Below are 17,330 nucleotides of genomic sequence, written 5' to 3'. Positions count from 1 at the left end.
ATCCATCCGTGTCTCCCTAAAACATGGCCGACTGCCCCCTTTGCACCGGGCCACTGCGCCTTTTCTTCGCCCGCGGGGTGCGCGATCCCTCGCCCGGGGATTACCTGCGCTGCCCGACCTGTTCGCTGATCGTTCTGGAACCAGCGTCCTGGCCCACGCCTGCGTTTGAACACGCGTATTATCAAACGCACGAAAACCGCCCGGACGACCCCGGTTATCGGCGTTTTCTCGGGCGCTTGATCGCCCCCCTGGAGGCCCACTGCCCACCTCCGGCCCATGGCCTGGACTGGGGGTGCGGCCCCCATCCGGTGCTGGCGGACATGCTGCGTGCACGCGGCTACTCGATGCAGACCCACGATCCCGTGTTCGGGCCCGACCGCCCGCCCCCCCTCGAACGCTTCGACCTGATCACCTGCAGCGAGGTACTGGAACATCTGCACAACCCCCTCGCCACACTTGAGGACATGGCGGCCGTTCTGCGGCCTGGCGGCACCATCGTGATCATGACCGGCTGGCCGCCCGCCGCAGCCGACTTCCATCGCTGGCACTATCGCCGTGACCCTACCCACGTGGCCTTCTACGGCCCTGCCACGCTGCACTGGGTCGCGATGCACCTGGGCTGGGCGATCGAGCTACCGGCCACCGATATCGCCCTCTTGTGTCCTCCTTCCGGCCGAGGGGGCACCGATCACACCAAAAACGAGAAGCCTGCAGCGAAAACCGGGCTGCTCCGGCACCCGTCGACCACGCCTGTTAAGCTGTTGTTAAGTCACCACGCACTAAGCTTTCCACCGTAATTTCACGAGGAGAATCATTATGACGAACCGTTCCCGGCCTCTCGCCGGTTTGATTGCCGCCGCCGCGCTCGCGCTCGCCAGCCCGCTGGTGATGGCCCAGGGCATGGGTCAGGAAGGCATGGGCCAGCAGGGGCAACAGCAAGGCGGGGCCGACCCGCAAATGGAAATGCAGCAGCTGCAGCAGACCCTGGCCGAGACCCAGCAGCAGGCGATCGAGAACAACCCCGATCTCGAGCAAAAGGGCGAAGAGCTCGAAAACCTGGTGCTTAACAAGATGGAAGAGGCCGGCTATCAGCCGCGCCAGGATCTTGAAACCCTGGAAGGCGCCGAAGAACGCCTGCGCGATCCGGACCTCAGCGCCGAGGAGCGCCAGCAGGTGATCCAGTCGGAGGACGTCCAGCAGGCGCAGATGAACCTGCAGGAGGCCCAGCAGGCCGTGGCTCAGGACGAGGAAATCATCACCGCCCAGGAGGCCCTGCGCGAAGACCTGATGGCCGCCATGCGCGAAGAGAATCCGGACATCGATGACATCATTGCGCGTCTGGAAAGCCTGCAGCAGGAAATGCAGCAGGGTGGCAGCCCGGGCATGGCGCCCCCGCAGTAAACCGCGCCACGCCTGACGCTATCGCGCCCCGGTCGCCGCTGGTGACCGGGGCGTTTTTGTGTGGCACATGCAGGCGGACCAAACGCCGCCCTCTATATTCTCTTTGCGCTATGTATCGCATTGAATACCTTTGATAGAAGAAAATAAGTCGAGCCTCTATACTGGCGCCTCCCCCTGACTGCGCCCGGCCCACCCCGGGCCAGAGTTGGCTGCCAAATCGTGACGACGGCCCTGGCAGCCACACGGCCCGGGTGCGCCGGGCTCGCGGGATCGCTCGACAAGCCGTCGTCCACGTCACGAACAGGCCAAGCGAGTACCGCCATGAATTCGATCCTGCTGCGCATCTTTCCGTTCTTGAGCTGGCGCCCGACCAAGGGCACGATCAATGCGGATCTGATTGCCGGGATCTCCGTGGCCCTGGTACTGATCCCGCAGTCCATGGCCTATGCCCAGCTGGCCGGACTGCCGCCCGTCTACGGCCTGTATGCATCGCTGCTGCCGGTCATGGTCGCCGCCCTCTGGGGCTCCTCGCATCAGCTGGCCACCGGCCCCGTCGCAGTCGTCTCGTTGCTGACCGCATCGGCCCTGGTCCCGCTGGCCGCCGAAGGCTCCTCCGAGTTCATTGCCCTCGCGATCGCCCTGGCCCTGATCGTCGGGGTGATTCAGCTGGTCATGGGCCTGTTCAAGCTGGGCGCCCTCGTCAGTTTTATCTCCCATCCGGTGATCGTCGGCTTTACCAATGCGGCGGCCATCATCATCGGGCTCTCGCAGCTCAACAAGCTGCTTGGGGTGCCGATCGACACGTCGGGTCACTTCCTGCTGGGCCTGTGGGGCGTCGTGCTCGAACTGGGCAACACCCACTGGCCGACCCTCGCCTTCGGTCTGGGCGCGATCGCGATCATGGTCGGGATGAAGCGGGTCGCACCGAAGATCCCCGGCGTGCTGGTCGCGGTGGTCGTCACCATTCTGGTCTCCTGGCTGGTCGGCTACGAGCGCAAGGCCGACACAACACTGGACCAGATCGCCCCCGCCGAACTCGTCGAACTCGCCCAGCAGATCGAGGAGAAGCGCGGCCAGGTATCCGATCTGGATGACCGCGTGCGGGAACTGGAAAGCGAGATCCAGGAAGCCGCCCGCGTCGACGCCCCGGCCCTGCGCTTCCAGCAGGAGCAGGCCGAGCTGGAGCGCGAGGAACTGCGCGCCGAACTTGCCCCGCTGCGCGAGGAACTGCGCAGCGTCACGCTGCGCCGACTCCCGGCGACCGACGATGAACCCGAGCGCTTCATTGCCGATGACCACCTGTCGGACGCCGAGCGGGAACGTGCCGAACGCACTGCCTGGCGGATCGAGCGGGTAGATGGCGATGACGTCGCCCTGAATGGCGGTGGCGCAGTCGTCGGCAACGTACCTCAGGGCCTGCCGTCAATCAGCGCACCGGAGATGACCTTCGGCACCATCACCACACTGCTGACTACGGCCTTTGTTATCGCGCTGGTCGGCTTCACCGAGGCGATTGCGATCGCCAAGGCCATGGCGGCGCGGACCGGGCAGCGCCTGGACCCGAACAGGGAACTGATGGGCCAGGGCCTGGCCAACATCTCCGGCGGCTTTACCCAGGGCTATCCGGTGAGCGGGTCATTCTCGCGTTCGGCGGTCAATCTGAACTCGGGCGCACGCACGGGCATGGCGTCCGTCTTCACGGCCGTGATCATCGGGATCGCTCTGCTGTTCCTGACGCCCCTGATCTATCACCTGCCGCAGTCGGTGCTGGCTGCCATCATCATGATGGCCGTGGTAGGCCTGATTAATTTCAAGGCGATCAAGCACGCCTGGGTGGCCAACAAGCACGACGGGGCTGCGGCGATCGTCACCTTCGTCGCCACCCTGGCAATGGCCCCGAACCTCGACTACGGCATCCTGATGGGCGCCGGTCTGGCCATCGTGCTGTACCTGTACCGCACCATGCAGCCGCGCGTGTGCGAACTGGCCCGCTACGACGACGGGACGCTTCGCGAGGCACAGCGCTACGGGCTGGAGACCAACGAGAAGGTCGGGCTGATGCGCTTTGACGGCTCGCTGTACTTCGCCAACGTCCCCTACTTCGAGGATGCAGTGCTGGATCTGGTCGCGCGCAACCCGCAGGCCAGGTATCTGATCGTGGTCGGCAAGGGTATCAACGAGATCGACGCCTCCGGCGAAGAAGTCATCCACCAGCTGGTCCATCGCCTGAAGGCGCGGGGCATCACCCTGGTCTTCGCCGGCGTGAAGGCGCAGGTTATGGAGGTCATGCAGCGCACCGGCCTCGAGGACATCATCGGCAAGGACAACATCTTCAAGTCCACCGATCATGCGGTGAAGGAGATCTCCGAACGCGTGGGTGAACCGATCAAGTAATGCCAAGGGCCCGCGCCACGGACGGCGAAAAGGGCTGCACCCACCGGCGTCAGTCGCTACACTGGTCAGGTTACGAACCCAAGAGGAGTTGACCCGTGTCCCGAGACCAGATCGTTCGCTCGAGTCGCAACCCGTCCAGCACCGGCTCCATCAGCGAGACCATCTCGACCAACAAGGTCATCCGCCAGACCTACATGCTGCTGTCGGTGACGCTGGCGTTCAGCGCGGTGATGGCCTTCGTGGCGATGGCCGTGGGCGCCCCGGCGGTGCACTGGCTGGTCCTGCTGGCGGTCCTGATTGGCGGGCCGTTCGCCATCCATGCCGCGCGCAACTCCGCGCTCGGGCTGGTGCTGACCTTCGCCTTCACCGGCGTACTGGGCTTCTTCCTCGGCCCGATCCTCAGCATGTACCTGGGCCTGCCCAACGGGCCGCAGATCGTCGGCAATGCCTTTACCGCCACAGCGGTCGCCTTTGTTGCGCTGTCCGGCTATGCCCTGGCCACCAAGAAGGACTTCAGCTTCCTGGGTGGCTTCCTGGTGGTCGGCCTGATCGTCGCCCTGCTGGCGATCGTCGCCAACATCTTCCTGGCGATCCCGGCGCTGTCGCTGACCATCTCCGCGGCCGTGGTACTGCTGCTGTCGGCGGCGATCCTGTTCGACACCAGCCGCATGATCCACGACCCGGAGGCCAACTACATCATGATGACGGTCTCGCTGTACGCGAACCTCTACGTGATGTTCCTCCACCTGCTGAACCTGTTCCACGCCTTCATGGGTGACAACTAACAGCAGCGGCTCACAGGCAAGCGATTCGGGCCCCGCGATGCGGGGCCCTTTTGTTGGGAAACACGGATCAATGTACACGCTCGCGTTGGTACTCCAGGTTTTCCGAGGCAAGCCGCATCGTGCGGTCGGTAGTGATCCTATCCGCAAGCGTCGCAACACCGTTTCTCCTGGTAAACGCCATGACTGAACTGCGACACGGGGTATTTCTCGACCTGTCCACGGTGGATCGCGACGACCTGGACCTCACCCCCCTGCGCGAGGCCCTTCCCGAGTGGGACCTGCACCCGCGCACGGACCCCGACGAGATCAGCGCCCGCATTGCGAATGCCGAGGTAGTGGTCACCAACAAGGTTGTACTGGACGACTCGCTGCTGGCCGCGGCCTCGAACCTGAAGCTGGTCTGTGCCGCAGCCACCGGCACCAACAATATCGATGTCGCCGCCGCTCGCCGACTGGGCATCACCGTCAGCAATGCCCGCGACTATGCGACGGACTCCGTGGTACAGCATGTCTTTGCCCTGCTGCTGACGCTGGTCACGCGGCTGGACGACTACCGCGCCGATATCCGCGCCGGCCACTGGAGCGCGTCCGATCAGTTCTGTCTGCTGGATCACCCGATCCAGACCCTGGCGGGCATGCGTCTGGGCATCATCGGCCATGGCGTACTGGGCCAGGCCACGGCACGCGTCGCCCGGGCCTTCGGCATGCAGGTTCAGGTGGCCGCGAGCCTGCGCCCGGGATCACCCTCGTCTGCGGACGACGCGGATCGCATCCCGCTGCCGGAGCTCCTTGCGACCAGCGACGTGGTCAGCCTGCATTGCCCGTTGTCCCCCGAAACCCGCCACCTGATCGACGATGACGCGCTGCGGCGCATGCGTCCGGGGGCGATCCTGCTCAATACCGCGCGCGGTGGCCTGGTCGACCCCGAGGCCCTCGCACGCCATCTTCGGGCCGGAAGCCTGGGCGGTGCCGGCATCGACGTCCTGGAGCCCGAACCCCCGCCAGCGGACCACCCCCTGCTGGCAGCGGACATCCCGAACCTCGTGCTGACGCCGCATACCGCCTGGGCAGCCCGCAGTGCCCGCCAGCGCGTGATCGAGGAGACTGCGACCAACATCCGCTCTTTCGCCAAGGGACAGCCCCGCCATGTCGTCAGCTGATCCATCCCGCACCGACCGCGAACTGATCGCACGGATCGAGGCGCTGGAGGTTCGCCTGGCCCATCAGGAGTACACCCAGGAAGAGCAGGCTCGCGTCCAGCACGAGCTCCAGCAGGACAACCAGGAGCTACGCCGCCAGCTCCAGTGGCTCCGCGACCGACTGCGGGAACTCGAGGACCAGGGCGGCGGCCCCGGAGACGGCAACGAGCCGCCTCCGCCGCACTACTGACCGTGACCCTTCAAGTCCGCGCAGAACCGGGGCAGGAGCCCCGAGCCCGGGAGATCGACCATTACCTGCAAGTCGAGGGCTATCGTCACCTGGGCGAGGCGGCCCTGGTACTGGAGGTCGGCACGCACGGGCTGGCGCTGATCCGCGAGGAGAGTCGGCGCGCACTGCGTCTGCATCTGGACTTCGCCACCGGCCGTCAGGGGTATCGTCTGGCCCATAGCGGGCATCAGCGAGAGGGCCTGATCCGGGCCATGGGCAACATCCCGCGGGACAGCCATGTGGTGGACGCCACGGCCGGACTGGGTCGCGATACGCTGCTACTGGCCGCGCATGGCTTCCGCGTGGATGCCTGGGAGCGCCACCCGGTCATCTACCTGCTACTGGCGGATGCCCTGGAGCGCGCCGCCCGCGAGGAGGTGCTGGCACCCATCGTCGAGCGCATAACGCTGCACGTGGGCCTGGCCACGCCGGCGACCCTGAGCACCCAGCCCGTCGCCGCCGTATTCGATCCGATGTTCCCGGAGCGGGCCAAGCGCGCCGCGGTCAAGAAGGACATGCAGCTGACCCAGGCCCTGATGGAGGGCGACCCGGACCCCGACCCGGAAACCACGCTGCAGAACCTGCGCGAGGCGGCCACGCGGCGGGTCATCGTGAAGCGCCCCCTGCATGCCCCTGCTCTGGGTCCCGACGCGCCCCAGGGCAGCGTCAGGGGCAAGAGCGTACGCTTCGACATCTACGCACCTGCCGAGACACCCTGAGGCAGCCCCGCTGGGCCGCCCACGCCCCGCTCACCGATCAGGAACCACCCAGAATCAGCCGGTCGTCTCCGGAGAAGCGGTAATCCGGGATCGGCAGATTGCGCCGGGCATCCTGTCCGTCATAGACCCGCCCAGCCGCGTCATAGCGCCCCCCACGACAGCGATCGACGAACCCGCCGGACCAGTCCTCCGCCGCGTCCGGGTGCACCAGGTCCAGCTCGCAGCCGAGATCGGTGCTCTCGCCAATGACCACCAGCCACTCCGGCCGCAGGCTGCGCAACGGCAGTTCCAGCCCGTCCGGCTGCTGGCCGCGACGGGCACGCGGATCGACCAGTTCATCGTCATCACCCAGCGCCTGCTGCAGGGCCGGGTCCCGGTGCAGCACCAGGATGCGCCGACCGTCCCAGTCCAGCCGCTTGAGTTCGCCGGGGGCGATCGCATCCAGCTCCACGATGCGGCGCTCGGTCTCACCGCCCCCCAACATGGACAGCGCGTAGCTCGCCAGAATACCGGCGAATACGATCACACCGCCCAGCACCATCAGCTTCATCAGGACGCGGATCCGCATTCGGTTCAGGCTGTCGCCCGCAGGCTGCATCGTGACTTCTCCGCTTGAATTTGCTTTGCGCCTGGCCGGTGTACCTCTACACTACGCGCATGAATACGGCCAAACGCTCCGGAAGCCGCCACTACGTCGGCATCCACAATGACTTGTACGGCGGCATGACGCCGGTCGGCAATATTATCCGCGATGCCTGGGTATTCGGCTTCCTCCCGGAGACCGAGACCTGCGAGGGCTGGGATCTCGGACGCATCCAGCAACTGCACGACCAGGTCAACGCCGAGTGGGACAAGTACGACCTGCGCATCGCCAACCTCCCGCCCGAGCTGCGCGAGCGCCACGCCCGCATCCATGATGAAGCGATCGAGCGGGCCCGTGGGCACGGCTGGGTACCCGGGAAGGACTACGACAGCGAGATGGGCGACGACGCCTGATGCCGGGTACGGAGACCGAGCCGATGATCCGCGCCCTGGTCGTGATCGCGGCCCTGCTCGCTGCCGTCGCGGTGGTGCTCGGTGCCTTCGGCGCGCACGCCCTGCAGGACCGGCTGTCCGAGCGCGCGCTGGCCACCTGGCAGACCGGCGTCCAGTATCACTTCATCCACGCCCTCGCCCTGCTCCTGCTGGCGGCGCTGTGGTCGCACCTGGCCACCGGCTGGGCCACCGCCAGCGCCGTGGCCTTCGTGCTCGGCATCCTGCTCTTTGCCGGCAGCCTCTACGCCCTGGCCCTGGGCGCCCCGCGCGTCCTGGGGGCCATCGCGCCACTGGGCGGCACCGCCTTCATCCTCGGCTGGCTGGGCCTGGCAATCGCCGCCTGGCGGGCATAGGAAGGTTTGCCCACGCCCGGAAGGCCACTATCGCGTTCATCCGCTTTCCCTGACTTATACTGCCCGCGCCCAGAGGCAATAACCGAACCGAGAGACCCATGAGCCAGCCCTCCTTCGCCGTATTCGCCGAACAAACCCTCGACGAGATCTACAACTCCCTCAGCGACCAGGACGGTCTCGACGACCTGGACATCGACCTGATCGATGGTGTCCTGACCCTCGAGTTCGAGGACGGCGCGCAGATGATCCTGAACCGCCAGGAGGCCGCTCAGCAGATCTGGCTGTCCTCGCCCGAGGGGCCGGCCCACTTCGGCTACAACGAAGACGAGGATGCCTGGCTGGATGACCGCAACGGGGATGACCTGCACGAGACCCTGGCCCGCGTGATCGGACAGAAGCTGGGCGTGCGCGTAGAACTCTAGTCCCGAGGCCCCGACCGGCCGTTGTCACCCTCCTCCGACGGCGCCTCCGGGGATCCCTCCTCGTCCAGCGCCCGCAGGTGGGCCTCCAGCTCCGCCAGCACCGGGTGCGGCCGATCCTCTTCCAGCGCATTGTCCAGTGCCCGGGTCGCTTCCAGCGCCTCGGGGTCGCCCCGAAGCGGCATGCGCGCGATGCCCAGTGCCAGCATCCGGAACTGGCGAAACACCAGGTAGCTGACGGTCGCGGTAATCAGCGCCGCCCACATCTGATCCTGGAACCACAACCAGACAGCAATACCGTAGCCACTGAAGGTCAGGACAAAAATCCCCAGCGCCACGCGATGGGCACGGGCCACAATGCCCTCCAGCACATCGCGATTGCGCACGACGAAATCACGTTCGAAATGCATTCAGTTCGGTCCTCGGCCGCCTAGGGAAACACTGATTCATGTACACGCTCGCGCTCGAGTCGCTTTTGCGTGCGAACAAGGCGCGGTGACTGCCGTGCAGTTATTCTGCACAAAGGAGCCGCAACGCCGTGCGCGCGCAAAAGAGGCCGAGCCCCTTGGGGTTGGCACCCCCGGTTCCCCGATCCTGCGTTGCGGCCCTTGCCGGCAGAACCACTACCGGCTGCGCACCGCGCCTTCTCTCGGAAAACCGGGGGTGCCAACGCGAGTGTGTACATGAATCAGTGTTTCCCTCACGGCTATGGTTGCTGGGCGCGCCAGCGTTCGAAGGTCGGATAGTCCTCATAGCCGCGCGTGAGCACATAGTCCATCACGTTGCGCAGCCGGTTCAGGTGCACCACCGAGTCGATGCGGATGATCTCCTCGCCCGCCTCGTCAAAGAAGATCAGCGTCGGCGCCCAGTGCACATCGAGCTCTGCCGCCCAGTCACGCGGGTTGGTCCGCTGACCGTCCGGGGTCAGCACCGGCGTGTCACTGTCCTCGGCATCCAGCTGGACGGCATCCATCAGGGCGATGCGGTCCAGTACCTCGTCTTCCTGCAACGGCTCGGTGTGCAGGATATCGCAGGCGTGGCAGGCCTCGCGCTCGAAGAACACCACCAGGGGCCGTTGACCGGGGATCGCACTACGGTCCAGCGCATACGGCTCATTAACGAAGAAATCGCGCTCGTTGATGTCTTCCATGTCGAACTTGGGAGGCGGGTCGGCACGATCCAGGTAGTCGCGGAAACTCATCTCCCGGTCGTGACGCTCGGTCACGTAGTCGAGCAGCGCGCGGAAGCGATACGGCGGGTAATAGCCCCGCATCTGGTGGATACGCTCGCCTTCGGCATCGTAGAAGGCGATGGAAGGCGTGAAATTAAGCCGTTGTTCGGAGGCATATTCGCGCTCAAACTTGACCTCGCCGTCCAGCCCCGTGACCTCGCGGCTGCCGAGCACGTCGATCGCCACCACGTCGAAGTTGTCCGACAGCTGTGCGCGAATGTCCTCTTTCTCGAAATTGACCTCGAACAGGGCCTCGCAGTACGGGCAGTCATCCATCCCGTAGTACACCGCCAGGCCCTGTTTACCGCGCTCCACGGCGCGTTCCAGGTCCTCCGGCAGGTCGAGAAAGCTCAGTTCGAACCAGTCCGGGGTGTGCAGGCCGATGATGCGCGGCGCATCGTCGAAATCGAAACCCTCCTCGATCTCGGCCTGCGCCCATAGCGGCCAGCAAAGCAGCAGCGCCAGCAGGCTGGCGATCGCGACCGGCTTTCCGATTGGTTTCACACCCACCTCGTCTGAATCAACCTACTGTTCAGACGGCGGTTTCAGCAGCGAGGTTCCACCGAGATAGGGACGCAGCCGCTCCGGGATCGCGATCGAGCCGTCGGCCTGCTGGTGATTCTCGAGCAGCGCGACCAGGGCCCGGCCCACCGCGACGCCGGACCCGTTGATGGTATGCACCAGCTCGGGCTTGCTGCCTGCTTCCGGGCGGAAGCGCGCCTGCATGCGCCGCGCCTGGAAGGCCTCGAAATTGGAGCACGAGGAGATCTCGCGGTAGGCCTGCTGGCCCGGCAGCCAGACCTCCAGGTCATAGGTGCGCGCGGCCGCAAAGCCCATGTCGCCCGTGCTCAGCAGCACCACGCGGTAGGGCAGCTCCAGCGCCTGCAGCACCGCCTCCGCGTGCCCGAGCAGCTCTTCCAGGGCCGCGTCGGACTGTTCCGGATGCACCACCTGCACCAGCTCCACCTTCTCGAACTGGTGCTGACGGATCAGGCCGCGTACGTCACGCCCGTAGCTGCCCGCCTCCGAGCGGAAGCACGGGGTGTGGGCGGTCATCTTCAGCGGCAGCGCGCCGGCCTCGAGGATCTGCTCGCGCACCAGGTTGGTCAGCGTGACCTCGGCGGTCGGGATCAGCCGGAAACGCTGGTCGCAGTCCACCGAGAACAGGTCCTCGTCGAACTTGGGCAGCTGGCCCGTCCCCTCCAGCGACTCCGGGTTCGCCAGGTAGGGGACATAGGTTTCCTGGTAGCCATGCTGCTGGGTGTGCAGGTCGAGCATGAACTGGGTCAGCGCCCGGTGCAGACGCGCCATGTCGCCGCGCATCACCACAAAGCGGGAGCCGGCCACACGTACCGCCGCCTCGAAATCCAGCCAGCCACCGGGCAGACCGAGATCCACATGGTCACGGGGCGTGAAGTCGAATTCGCGCGGGGTGCCCTCGCGGCGCAGTTCGACGTTCGCCTCCTCGTCCTTGCCAACGGGCACGTCCTTCTGCGGCAGGTTCGGGATGCGCATCAGCAGCGCGTCCAGCTCCTGCTGCACGGCGTGCAGGTCGGCCTCGCACTGCTTGAGTTCGTCGCCCAGACGACCGACCTCGGCCTTCAGGGGCTCGATATCCTCGCCCCGCGCCTTGGCCTGCCCGATCCCCTTGGAGCGGGTGTTGCGCTCGTTCTGGAGTTCCTGGGTGCGAACCTGAAGCGCCTTGCGCCGCGCTTCCAGCGACTCGAAGCGCTCGCGGTCGAGCTCGAAGCCGCGACTGGCCAGCGCGGCCACGGTCGCGTCCAGGTCCTGGCGCAGACTGCGAATATCCAGCATGTCGGTAATCCGTTCACAAACGACCGGGAAGTCTACGGTCGCGGCCACGCCCCGTCCATGGCCGGGCCGTCAGGCCCGCTCGGCCTCAGCCGCGCGATGCAGCGGCATTCCAGCGACGCCCCTGCGCACTGCCCAGCCACACGCCCGCCAGCCACAGCACCAGGGATACGGACACATACAGCGCCGCACGTCCGGGATCGCCCATCTCCAGCAACCACAGGCTCTCCAGGCTGAACACCGAAAACGTCGTAAAGCCCCCGCAGAAGCCGGCCAGGACAAACTGGCGGGTCACCGGATCGGCGGGCCGGCACCCCTCCGGGGCACTGATCACGGCGTAAAGCCCGATCAGCCAGGACCCGGCCACATTCACCGCCAGCGTATCCCAGGGAAACCCGGCCCCCATCAGGTGCAGCCCGGTCCACGACAGGGCATAGCGCGCCATGCTGCCCAATGCGGCGCCCAGGGCGACGAACGCGGACAGGCGCAGCGAGTACCCCGTCATCCCGCGCCACCCGCGGCACGGCCCAGGACATGGCCGACAAACACCAGCGTCAGCCCACCGCCCAGTGTCAGCAGGACGTAGGCGATCGCCGGGCGCCAGCCGTCGCGTTCCGCAACACCCACCGTCTGCAGGCTGAACGAGGAGACCGTGGTGAAACTGCCGAGCACCCCCACCACCAGCAACAACCAGAGCCAGCGCACTCCGGAGGGGTCCGCCACCAGCCCAAGCACCACGCCGATCAGCAGCGCGCCCGAGGCGTTCACGACCAGCGTCCCCCACGGGAAACGGCCTCCGGTGCGGTTATCAATCCACTGCGACAGCCAGAAGCGCGCCAGCCCTCCCAGCGCGCCCCCTGCCCCCACCAGCACAAGGCCCTCCCACCAGACGATCATCGCGGCATTGTCTGTGCCCGCAGTCGGCCTGTCGAGCCATTGCATTCGGCGCACCGATTCACCGCCCTCCACGGATCTGTTCCAATGCCATTTGGCCATGCTTCGGCACACGCGGGTGCGCCTGTTCATCGACAAGCCCTGACACATCGTCTTTCCCGGCGCATGATTAGGACAACCGGAAGCAATGCACAGCCGCCACCCATCAGGGATACACATGAGCGATCGCGAATCAGACCGCGACTGGCACAGCCGGAGCGTCGATCAGACCCTGGATGCCCTTGGCACCAAGGCTGACGGCCTGGATAGCGAAACCGCCCACCAGCGGCTGGAAGAACACGGGTACAACCGGCTGCCCCAGCCGCCACGGCGTGGACCACTGATGCGCTTTCTGGGGCAGTTTCACAACATACTGATCTACGTACTGATCGCCGCAGCCGTTGGCACAGCGCTCCTTGGTCACTGGCTGGATACCGGCGTAATCCTCGGGGTGGTGCTGATCAATGCCACCATCGGCCACATCCAGGAGGGCAAGGCCGAAAAGGCCCTCGAAGCCATCCGCGGGATGCTCTCGCCCCAGGCACAGGTGCTGCGCGACGGACAACGCCGCAGCATCCCCGCCGAGAAGCTCGTCCCCGGCGATATCGTCTATCTGCAGGCCGGAGACCGAGTCCCGGCTGATCTGCGCTTGATCGGGGCGCACAATATGCGGGTCGACGAGGCCACGCTGACCGGCGAGTCGATCGCCAGCGACAAACAGACCGACCCCGTGGACAGCGACACCGATCTTGGCGACCGTCGGTCCATGGCCTACTCCGGGACCCTGGTCGCCTCCGGCCAGGGGCGCGGCGTAGTGGTGGCCACGGGCGCCAATACCGAGATCGGCCGCATCTCCACCCTGCTTGGCGAAGTGGAGAGCGTCACCACTCCGCTACTGCAGCAGATCGCCCAGTTTGGCCGCTGGTTGTCGGTCGCGATTGGAGTACTGGCCTCACTTACCTTTGCATTCGGGTTCTGGGTGCGCGACTACGACCTGGTGGAGACCTTCCTCGCCGCCGCCAGCCTGGCAGTGGCGGCGATCCCGGAGGGCCTTCCGGCGATCATGACCATCACCCTGGCAATCGGGGTGCAGCGCATGGCTGCCCGTCACGCGATCATCCGCCGCCTGCCGGCGGTGGAGACCCTCGGCTCGGTTACCACCATCTGCTCGGACAAGACCGGCACCCTCACCCGTAACGAGATGACGGTAAAGAGCATCATCACCACCCAGGCAGAGTACGAGCTGGGCGGGGTGGGCTACGAACCGCACGGCGGGATCACCCGCGACGGCCAGGAGGCCGACCCGGAGACCGATCCCCTGCTGGCCGAGGTGCTGCACGGCATCCTTCTGTGCAACGACGCCGAGGTCTACCGGAAGGACGACACGTGGACCATGGAGGGCGACCCCACCGAAGGCGCCCTGATCACCGCGGCGATGAAGGGAGGGCTGGAGCCGAAGCTCGTGAACAAGGAATTTGTGCGCGACGACGTGATCCCGTTCGAATCATCCTACAAGTTCATGGCCACCCTGCACCACGATCATGAGGGGCACGCCTTCCTCTTCCTCAAGGGCGCGCCGGAACGGGTACTGGCGCTGTGCAGCCACCAGCGCACCGACGATGAGGATGAACCGCTGGACACCGAACACTGGCAGCAGTGGATGGATGATGTCGCCTCCCGCGGTCAGCGCCTGCTCGCTCTCGCTACCCGGCGCATGGAAGGGCACTGCCGAGAACTCGAGTTCGCCGACATCGAGAACGGAGGGCTCACCCTGGTCGCTGTCTGCGGAATCATCGACCCGCCGCGCGAAGAGGCGATCGAAGCGGTAGCCCACTGTCAGGGAGCCGGGATCCGCGTGAAGATGATCACCGGCGATCACGGCGTCACCGCCCGGGCGATCGCCGACGAACTGGGCATCAGCACCGAAGGCGGTGTGGTGGTCGGCCACGAACTGGACGACACCTCGGACGATGACCTCAAGGCGATGGTCCAGCACGTCGACGTATTTGCCCGCACCACACCGGAGCACAAGCTGCGGCTCGTTCGCGCGATTCAGAGCCACGGCGACGTGGTGGCAATGACCGGTGACGGCGTAAACGACACCCCTGCACTCAAACGCGCCGATGTTGGCGTGGCCATGGGGCTGAAGGGCACCGAGGCCGCACGCGAGGCCTCCGCAATGGTGCTGGCCGACGACAACTTCGTCTCCATCGCCAATGCGGTCGAAGAAGGCCGCACGGTCTATGACAACCTGAAAAAGGCGATCATGTTCCTGCTGCCCAGCAACGGGGGACTGGCCTTCACAATCGTCGCTGCCATTTTGCTGGGTCTGACCCTGCCGCTAACCCCGGTGCAGGTCCTGTGGGTCAACATGGTCAGTGCGGTTACCCTCGGCCTGGCGCTGGCCTTCGAACCGACCGAGCCGGGCGTGATGCAACGCCCTCCTCGCCCGCCCAATACGCCTATCTTGTCCGGCTTCCTGCTCTGGCGCGTCAGTTTCGTGTCCACCCTGCTGGTCGCCGGCGCCTTTGGCCACTTCCTGTGGCTGGAGCAGCAGGGGGCGGAACACGAGTTCGCCCGTACGGTGGCCATCAACACCCTGGTCATGGGGCAGCTGTTCTTCATGCTTACCAGCCGCTCTCTTCTGGCGCCCGCTCTCAGCCATGCAAGCCTCGTCGCCAGCCGGCCGGCCCTGATCGCAATCGGGATCCTGATCGTACTCCAGAGCCTCTTTACCTATGCCCCGCCACTGCAACTCCTGTTCGGCACCACCGCCATCGGACCGCAAGAGTGGCTGCGCATCCTCGCGTTCGGCCTGATCCTGTTCACTCTGGTCGAGCTCGAAAAAACGGTGCTGCGACGCCGTGGTTTCAACCCCCACCAGTAGACGGCCGCCGGGCTGGCTCCAGGCCTGATCGCGGTGTCCGGCTTGTTCAGCCACCTGACGGTGCGGATGTTCCGGGGCCGCACACGCGTCATTACTGTCAGGCCGCCCGTGACGAAAGCCCAGACTTTGCAATCCGCCTCCTGTTCTACTTCCGACCCCCGTGGGTTTGAGGGCCGCTTTACCCTATTATCCGGGGAGTAGCAGTAAACGCCCCGGCGGTCAGTCAACAGCCCCAAGAGTGATCAAGACGATGATCGAGACGCAGTGGCTGATCCCTCTCCTCCCCTTTCTCTCGGCGTTACTGGTCCATTTGTCTGGTGCCCGGCTGGGCAAGCGCGTCGCGCAGCTGAGTGTCGGCATCAACCTGGTCGTGGTGCTGGTGGCTGCATTCCAGCTGACCGCCTACATCGTCAGCGACACAGGGCCCCAATGGGCGGCCCTCGCCGGCGGTTTGGGCAGCCTGCAGATCGACCCGCTGAGCGCGATCATGGCGCTGGTGGTCGCCGGCATCAGTCTGGTGGTCCACATCTACTCGATCCGCTACATGATCGAGGAGCCGGGCTACGCCCGCTTTTTCATGCTGCTGGACCTGATGACCGGCTCGATCCTGCTGATGGTCATGGCCGGCGATCTGATCACCCTGCTGGTGGCCTGGCACCTGATCGGCGTCTTCCTCTATTTCGTGCTGGCGCACAACACCGAACCCGTCAACGCGCAGCGCTACGCGTTCTGGACGTTCATTACCTATCGCCTGGGGGACCTGCCGCTGGTACTGGCCGCGATGGTGCTGTTCCAGGCCTACGGGGCGCTGGACTTCCCCACCCTGTTCGCCCGCATCGAAGCGACGCCGGATGCCCGTACGTTCCTGGACCTGCCGGTCGCCGGAACCGTGGCCTTCCTGGTGGCGCTGGCGGCGTTTGCCAAATCCGCTCAGTTTCCGTTGCACACCTGGCTGCCCTATTCCATGGAGGGACCGACACCGGTTTCGGCATTGATGCACGCGGGTATCGTCAACGCCGGCGGCATCATCATCAATCGCTTCGCGCCGGTATTCGTCCACAGCAGCGAGGTCCTGCATCTGCTGTTCATCGTGGGCCTGTTCACGGCGGTACTCGGTTCGATGCTGATGCTCGCGCAGAACGACATCAAGAAGTCGCTGGGCTATTCCACCGTGGGTCAGATGGGCTTCATGATCATGGAGACCGGTGCGGGTGCGTTCGCGCTGGCGATCTTCCACCTGATTGCCCACGGCCTGTTCAAGGGAACCCTGTTCCTCGGTGCCGGCAAGGTGATTGGCGCCGCGCGCAAACACGACGGCGTGCCCAACGATCCCCTCTACGACTTTCTGGTCGAACGCAAGTCGGCCCCGGCCCGACTGCCGTGGCTGTTGATCGGGGCTGCGATGCTGATCGTGCCGCTGGTGATTCTGGTGCTGGCACACTACTGGGTGGCCCCGGACTTTTTCCAGAAACAGGGCGCGATCGTGCTCCTGTTCTTTGGCTGGATCACGGGCGTCCAGGTGCTGTTCGCCACGCACCGGCTGGATACCGGCAATCCCTTGCGCATGATGGCCCTGATCGTCCTGTCATTCGCGGTGATCGTGGTCGGCTACAGCTTTGTCGGGCACAGCTTCGAGGGCTTCCTGTATCCGGATGCCGAGTTCCGCGAAGCGCTTTATACCGCGGCAGGCATCGATCAGATCACCTTCGGTGTGCTGATCGCGCTGCTGGCGCTGGTCATGGTGGCCGGGTGGCTGGGCGCCTATCTGACCCATGTCCGCCGCCAGCGGGTCGACAGGGAACATGGACGAACCTGGCTGACGCTGTACTCGCTGTTCTCCCGCGAGTTCTACGTCGCCGAGCTCTACACTCGCATGACGGTCTCGCTGCTGGCGCTGTCCCGGCGCCTGAATCTCTGGCTGAGGTGGGGTTGA

The 17,330-nt window shown here is 65.6% G+C and carries 17 protein-coding genes and 1 pseudogene; 12 read left to right on the top strand and 6 right to left on the bottom strand.

The features are described from left to right. The first annotated feature begins 23 nt into the window (after positions 1 to 23). From G372_RS0112950 to G372_RS0112920, 7 genes and pseudogenes are all read left to right on the top strand, one after another. Positions 24 to 757, top strand: a pseudogene (locus G372_RS0112950) (class I SAM-dependent methyltransferase). 59 nt (positions 758 to 816) lie between these two features. After that, positions 817 to 1,401, top strand: a complete 585-nt coding sequence (locus G372_RS0112945; RefSeq protein ID WP_018864154.1) for a hypothetical protein — start codon at positions 817 to 819, stop codon at positions 1,399 to 1,401. Between the two features lie 321 nt (positions 1,402 to 1,722). Further along, positions 1,723 to 3,795, top strand: a complete 2,073-nt coding sequence (locus tag G372_RS0112940; RefSeq protein WP_019623486.1) for a SulP family inorganic anion transporter — start codon at positions 1,723 to 1,725, stop codon at positions 3,793 to 3,795. A 95-nt stretch (positions 3,796 to 3,890) separates the two neighbouring features. Continuing rightward, complete coding sequence (locus G372_RS0112935) at positions 3,891 to 4,580, top strand: Bax inhibitor-1/YccA family protein (RefSeq protein ID WP_018139182.1); 690 nt, start codon at positions 3,891 to 3,893, stop codon at positions 4,578 to 4,580. A gap of 179 nt (positions 4,581 to 4,759) precedes the next feature. Then, positions 4,760 to 5,740, top strand: coding sequence for a D-2-hydroxyacid dehydrogenase (locus tag G372_RS0112930; RefSeq protein WP_019623487.1), 981 nt, complete (start codon positions 4,760 to 4,762; stop codon positions 5,738 to 5,740). Continuing rightward, positions 5,727 to 5,969: a SlyX family protein gene (locus G372_RS0112925; RefSeq protein ID WP_018861853.1), complete on the top strand. Its 243-nt coding sequence runs from the start codon at positions 5,727 to 5,729 to the stop codon at positions 5,967 to 5,969. The genes G372_RS0112930 and G372_RS0112925 overlap by 14 nt, the downstream gene beginning before the upstream one ends. A 2-nt stretch (positions 5,970 to 5,971) precedes the next feature. Beyond that, entirely contained in the window at positions 5,972 to 6,727 is a 756-nt protein-coding gene (locus G372_RS0112920) for a class I SAM-dependent methyltransferase (RefSeq protein ID WP_019623488.1), read from the top strand. A 37-nt stretch (positions 6,728 to 6,764) separates the two neighbouring features. Here the strand turns inward: G372_RS0112920 and G372_RS0112915 are convergent, their stop codons facing one another. Next, positions 6,765 to 7,325: a Rieske (2Fe-2S) protein gene (locus tag G372_RS0112915; protein ID WP_018864159.1), complete on the bottom strand. Its 561-nt coding sequence runs from the start codon at positions 7,323 to 7,325 to the stop codon at positions 6,765 to 6,767. A gap of 125 nt (positions 7,326 to 7,450) precedes the next feature. Here G372_RS0112915 and G372_RS0112910 point away from each other — a divergent pair, with 125 nt between their 5' ends. The 3 genes from G372_RS0112910 to cyaY all read left to right on the top strand — a co-directional run bounded on the left by G372_RS0112910 (position 7,451) and on the right by cyaY (position 8,537). After that, the gene (locus tag G372_RS0112910) at positions 7,451 to 7,723 is read left to right on the top strand and encodes a hypothetical protein (protein WP_369771648.1); all 273 of its coding nucleotides are present in this window, start codon (positions 7,451 to 7,453) and stop codon (positions 7,721 to 7,723) included. Then, positions 7,723 to 8,115, top strand: a complete 393-nt coding sequence (locus G372_RS0112905; RefSeq protein ID WP_019623489.1) for a DUF423 domain-containing protein — start codon at positions 7,723 to 7,725, stop codon at positions 8,113 to 8,115. Before G372_RS0112910 ends, G372_RS0112905 begins: the two co-directional genes overlap by 1 nt. A 98-nt stretch (positions 8,116 to 8,213) precedes the next feature. After that, positions 8,214 to 8,537, top strand: coding sequence for an iron donor protein CyaY (gene cyaY, locus G372_RS0112900; protein ID WP_019623490.1), 324 nt, complete (start codon positions 8,214 to 8,216; stop codon positions 8,535 to 8,537). Here the strand turns inward: cyaY and G372_RS0112895 are convergent. The 5 genes from G372_RS0112895 to G372_RS0112875 all read right to left on the bottom strand — a co-directional run bounded on the left by G372_RS0112895 (position 8,534) and on the right by G372_RS0112875 (position 12,519). After that, a complete protein-coding gene (locus G372_RS0112895) occupies positions 8,534 to 8,944 on the bottom strand; it encodes a hypothetical protein (protein WP_018864163.1) in 411 nt (136 codons plus the stop codon). The two genes, cyaY and G372_RS0112895, sit on opposite strands and share 4 nt — an antisense overlap. A gap of 296 nt (positions 8,945 to 9,240) precedes the next feature. Next, on the bottom strand, positions 9,241 to 10,269 hold the full coding sequence (locus G372_RS0112890; protein ID WP_019623491.1) for a thioredoxin family protein: 1,029 nt from the start codon (positions 10,267 to 10,269) through the stop codon (positions 9,241 to 9,243). Positions 10,270 to 10,290: 21 nt separating this feature from the next. Further along, positions 10,291 to 11,580 carry a serine--tRNA ligase gene (gene serS, locus G372_RS0112885; protein WP_019623492.1) on the bottom strand — a complete coding sequence of 430 codons (1,290 nt, stop codon included), beginning with the start codon at positions 11,578 to 11,580 and terminating at the stop codon, positions 10,291 to 10,293. An 85-nt stretch (positions 11,581 to 11,665) separates the two neighbouring features. Further along, a complete protein-coding gene (gene crcB / locus G372_RS0112880; protein WP_018864166.1) occupies positions 11,666 to 12,082 on the bottom strand; it encodes a fluoride efflux transporter CrcB in 417 nt (138 codons plus the stop codon). Next, on the bottom strand, positions 12,079 to 12,519 hold the full coding sequence (locus tag G372_RS0112875; RefSeq protein ID WP_020008878.1) for a fluoride efflux transporter FluC: 441 nt from the start codon (positions 12,517 to 12,519) through the stop codon (positions 12,079 to 12,081). The genes crcB and G372_RS0112875 overlap by 4 nt, the downstream gene beginning before the upstream one ends. Before the next feature lie 169 nt (positions 12,520 to 12,688). On the opposite strand from G372_RS0112875, the gene G372_RS0112865 reads away from it, so the two are divergent. Together G372_RS0112865 and G372_RS0112860 are read left to right on the top strand one after the other, a co-directional pair. Next, on the top strand, positions 12,689 to 15,397 hold the full coding sequence (locus G372_RS0112865) for a cation-transporting P-type ATPase (protein ID WP_019623494.1): 2,709 nt from the start codon (positions 12,689 to 12,691) through the stop codon (positions 15,395 to 15,397). 250 nt (positions 15,398 to 15,647) lie between these two features. Further along, the gene (locus G372_RS0112860; RefSeq protein ID WP_019623495.1) at positions 15,648 to 17,330 is read left to right on the top strand and encodes an NADH-quinone oxidoreductase subunit 5 family protein; all 1,683 of its coding nucleotides are present in this window, start codon (positions 15,648 to 15,650) and stop codon (positions 17,328 to 17,330) included.

The sequence above is a fragment of the Thioalkalivibrio thiocyanoxidans ARh2 genome (assembly GCF_000385215.1).
Classification (GTDB): domain Bacteria; phylum Pseudomonadota; class Gammaproteobacteria; order Ectothiorhodospirales; family Ectothiorhodospiraceae; genus Thioalkalivibrio; species Thioalkalivibrio thiocyanoxidans.
This window is presented reverse-complemented; position numbering and strand designations above follow the sequence as displayed.

What these genes read in the sequence shown, in the direction of transcription:
- cyaY (WP_019623490.1), top strand. Translation starts at nt 8,214, where the DNA reads ATGAGCCAGCCCTCCTTCGCCGTATTCGCCGAACAAACCCTCGACGAG.
- G372_RS0112930 (WP_019623487.1), top strand. Translation starts at nt 4,760, where the DNA reads ATGACTGAACTGCGACACGGGGTATTTCTCGACCTGTCCACGGTGGAT.
- G372_RS0112865 (WP_019623494.1), top strand. Translation starts at nt 12,689, where the DNA reads ATGAGCGATCGCGAATCAGACCGCGACTGGCACAGCCGGAGCGTCGAT.
- G372_RS0112875 (WP_020008878.1), bottom strand. Translation starts at nt 12,519, where the DNA reads ATGCAATGGCTCGACAGGCCGACTGCGGGCACAGACAATGCCGCGATG.
- G372_RS0112945 (WP_018864154.1), top strand. Translation starts at nt 817, where the DNA reads ATGACGAACCGTTCCCGGCCTCTCGCCGGTTTGATTGCCGCCGCCGCG.
- G372_RS0112910 (WP_369771648.1), top strand. Translation starts at nt 7,451, where the DNA reads ATGACGCCGGTCGGCAATATTATCCGCGATGCCTGGGTATTCGGCTTC.
- G372_RS0112940 (WP_019623486.1), top strand. Translation starts at nt 1,723, where the DNA reads ATGAATTCGATCCTGCTGCGCATCTTTCCGTTCTTGAGCTGGCGCCCG.
- G372_RS0112895 (WP_018864163.1), bottom strand. Translation starts at nt 8,944, where the DNA reads ATGCATTTCGAACGTGATTTCGTCGTGCGCAATCGCGATGTGCTGGAG.
- G372_RS0112925 (WP_018861853.1), top strand. Translation starts at nt 5,727, where the DNA reads ATGTCGTCAGCTGATCCATCCCGCACCGACCGCGAACTGATCGCACGG.
- crcB (WP_018864166.1), bottom strand. Translation starts at nt 12,082, where the DNA reads ATGACGGGGTACTCGCTGCGCCTGTCCGCGTTCGTCGCCCTGGGCGCC.
- G372_RS0112860 (WP_019623495.1), top strand. Translation starts at nt 15,648, where the DNA reads ATGATCGAGACGCAGTGGCTGATCCCTCTCCTCCCCTTTCTCTCGGCG.
- G372_RS0112905 (WP_019623489.1), top strand. Translation starts at nt 7,723, where the DNA reads ATGCCGGGTACGGAGACCGAGCCGATGATCCGCGCCCTGGTCGTGATC.
- G372_RS0112915 (WP_018864159.1), bottom strand. Translation starts at nt 7,325, where the DNA reads ATGCAGCCTGCGGGCGACAGCCTGAACCGAATGCGGATCCGCGTCCTG.
- serS (WP_019623492.1), bottom strand. Translation starts at nt 11,580, where the DNA reads ATGCTGGATATTCGCAGTCTGCGCCAGGACCTGGACGCGACCGTGGCC.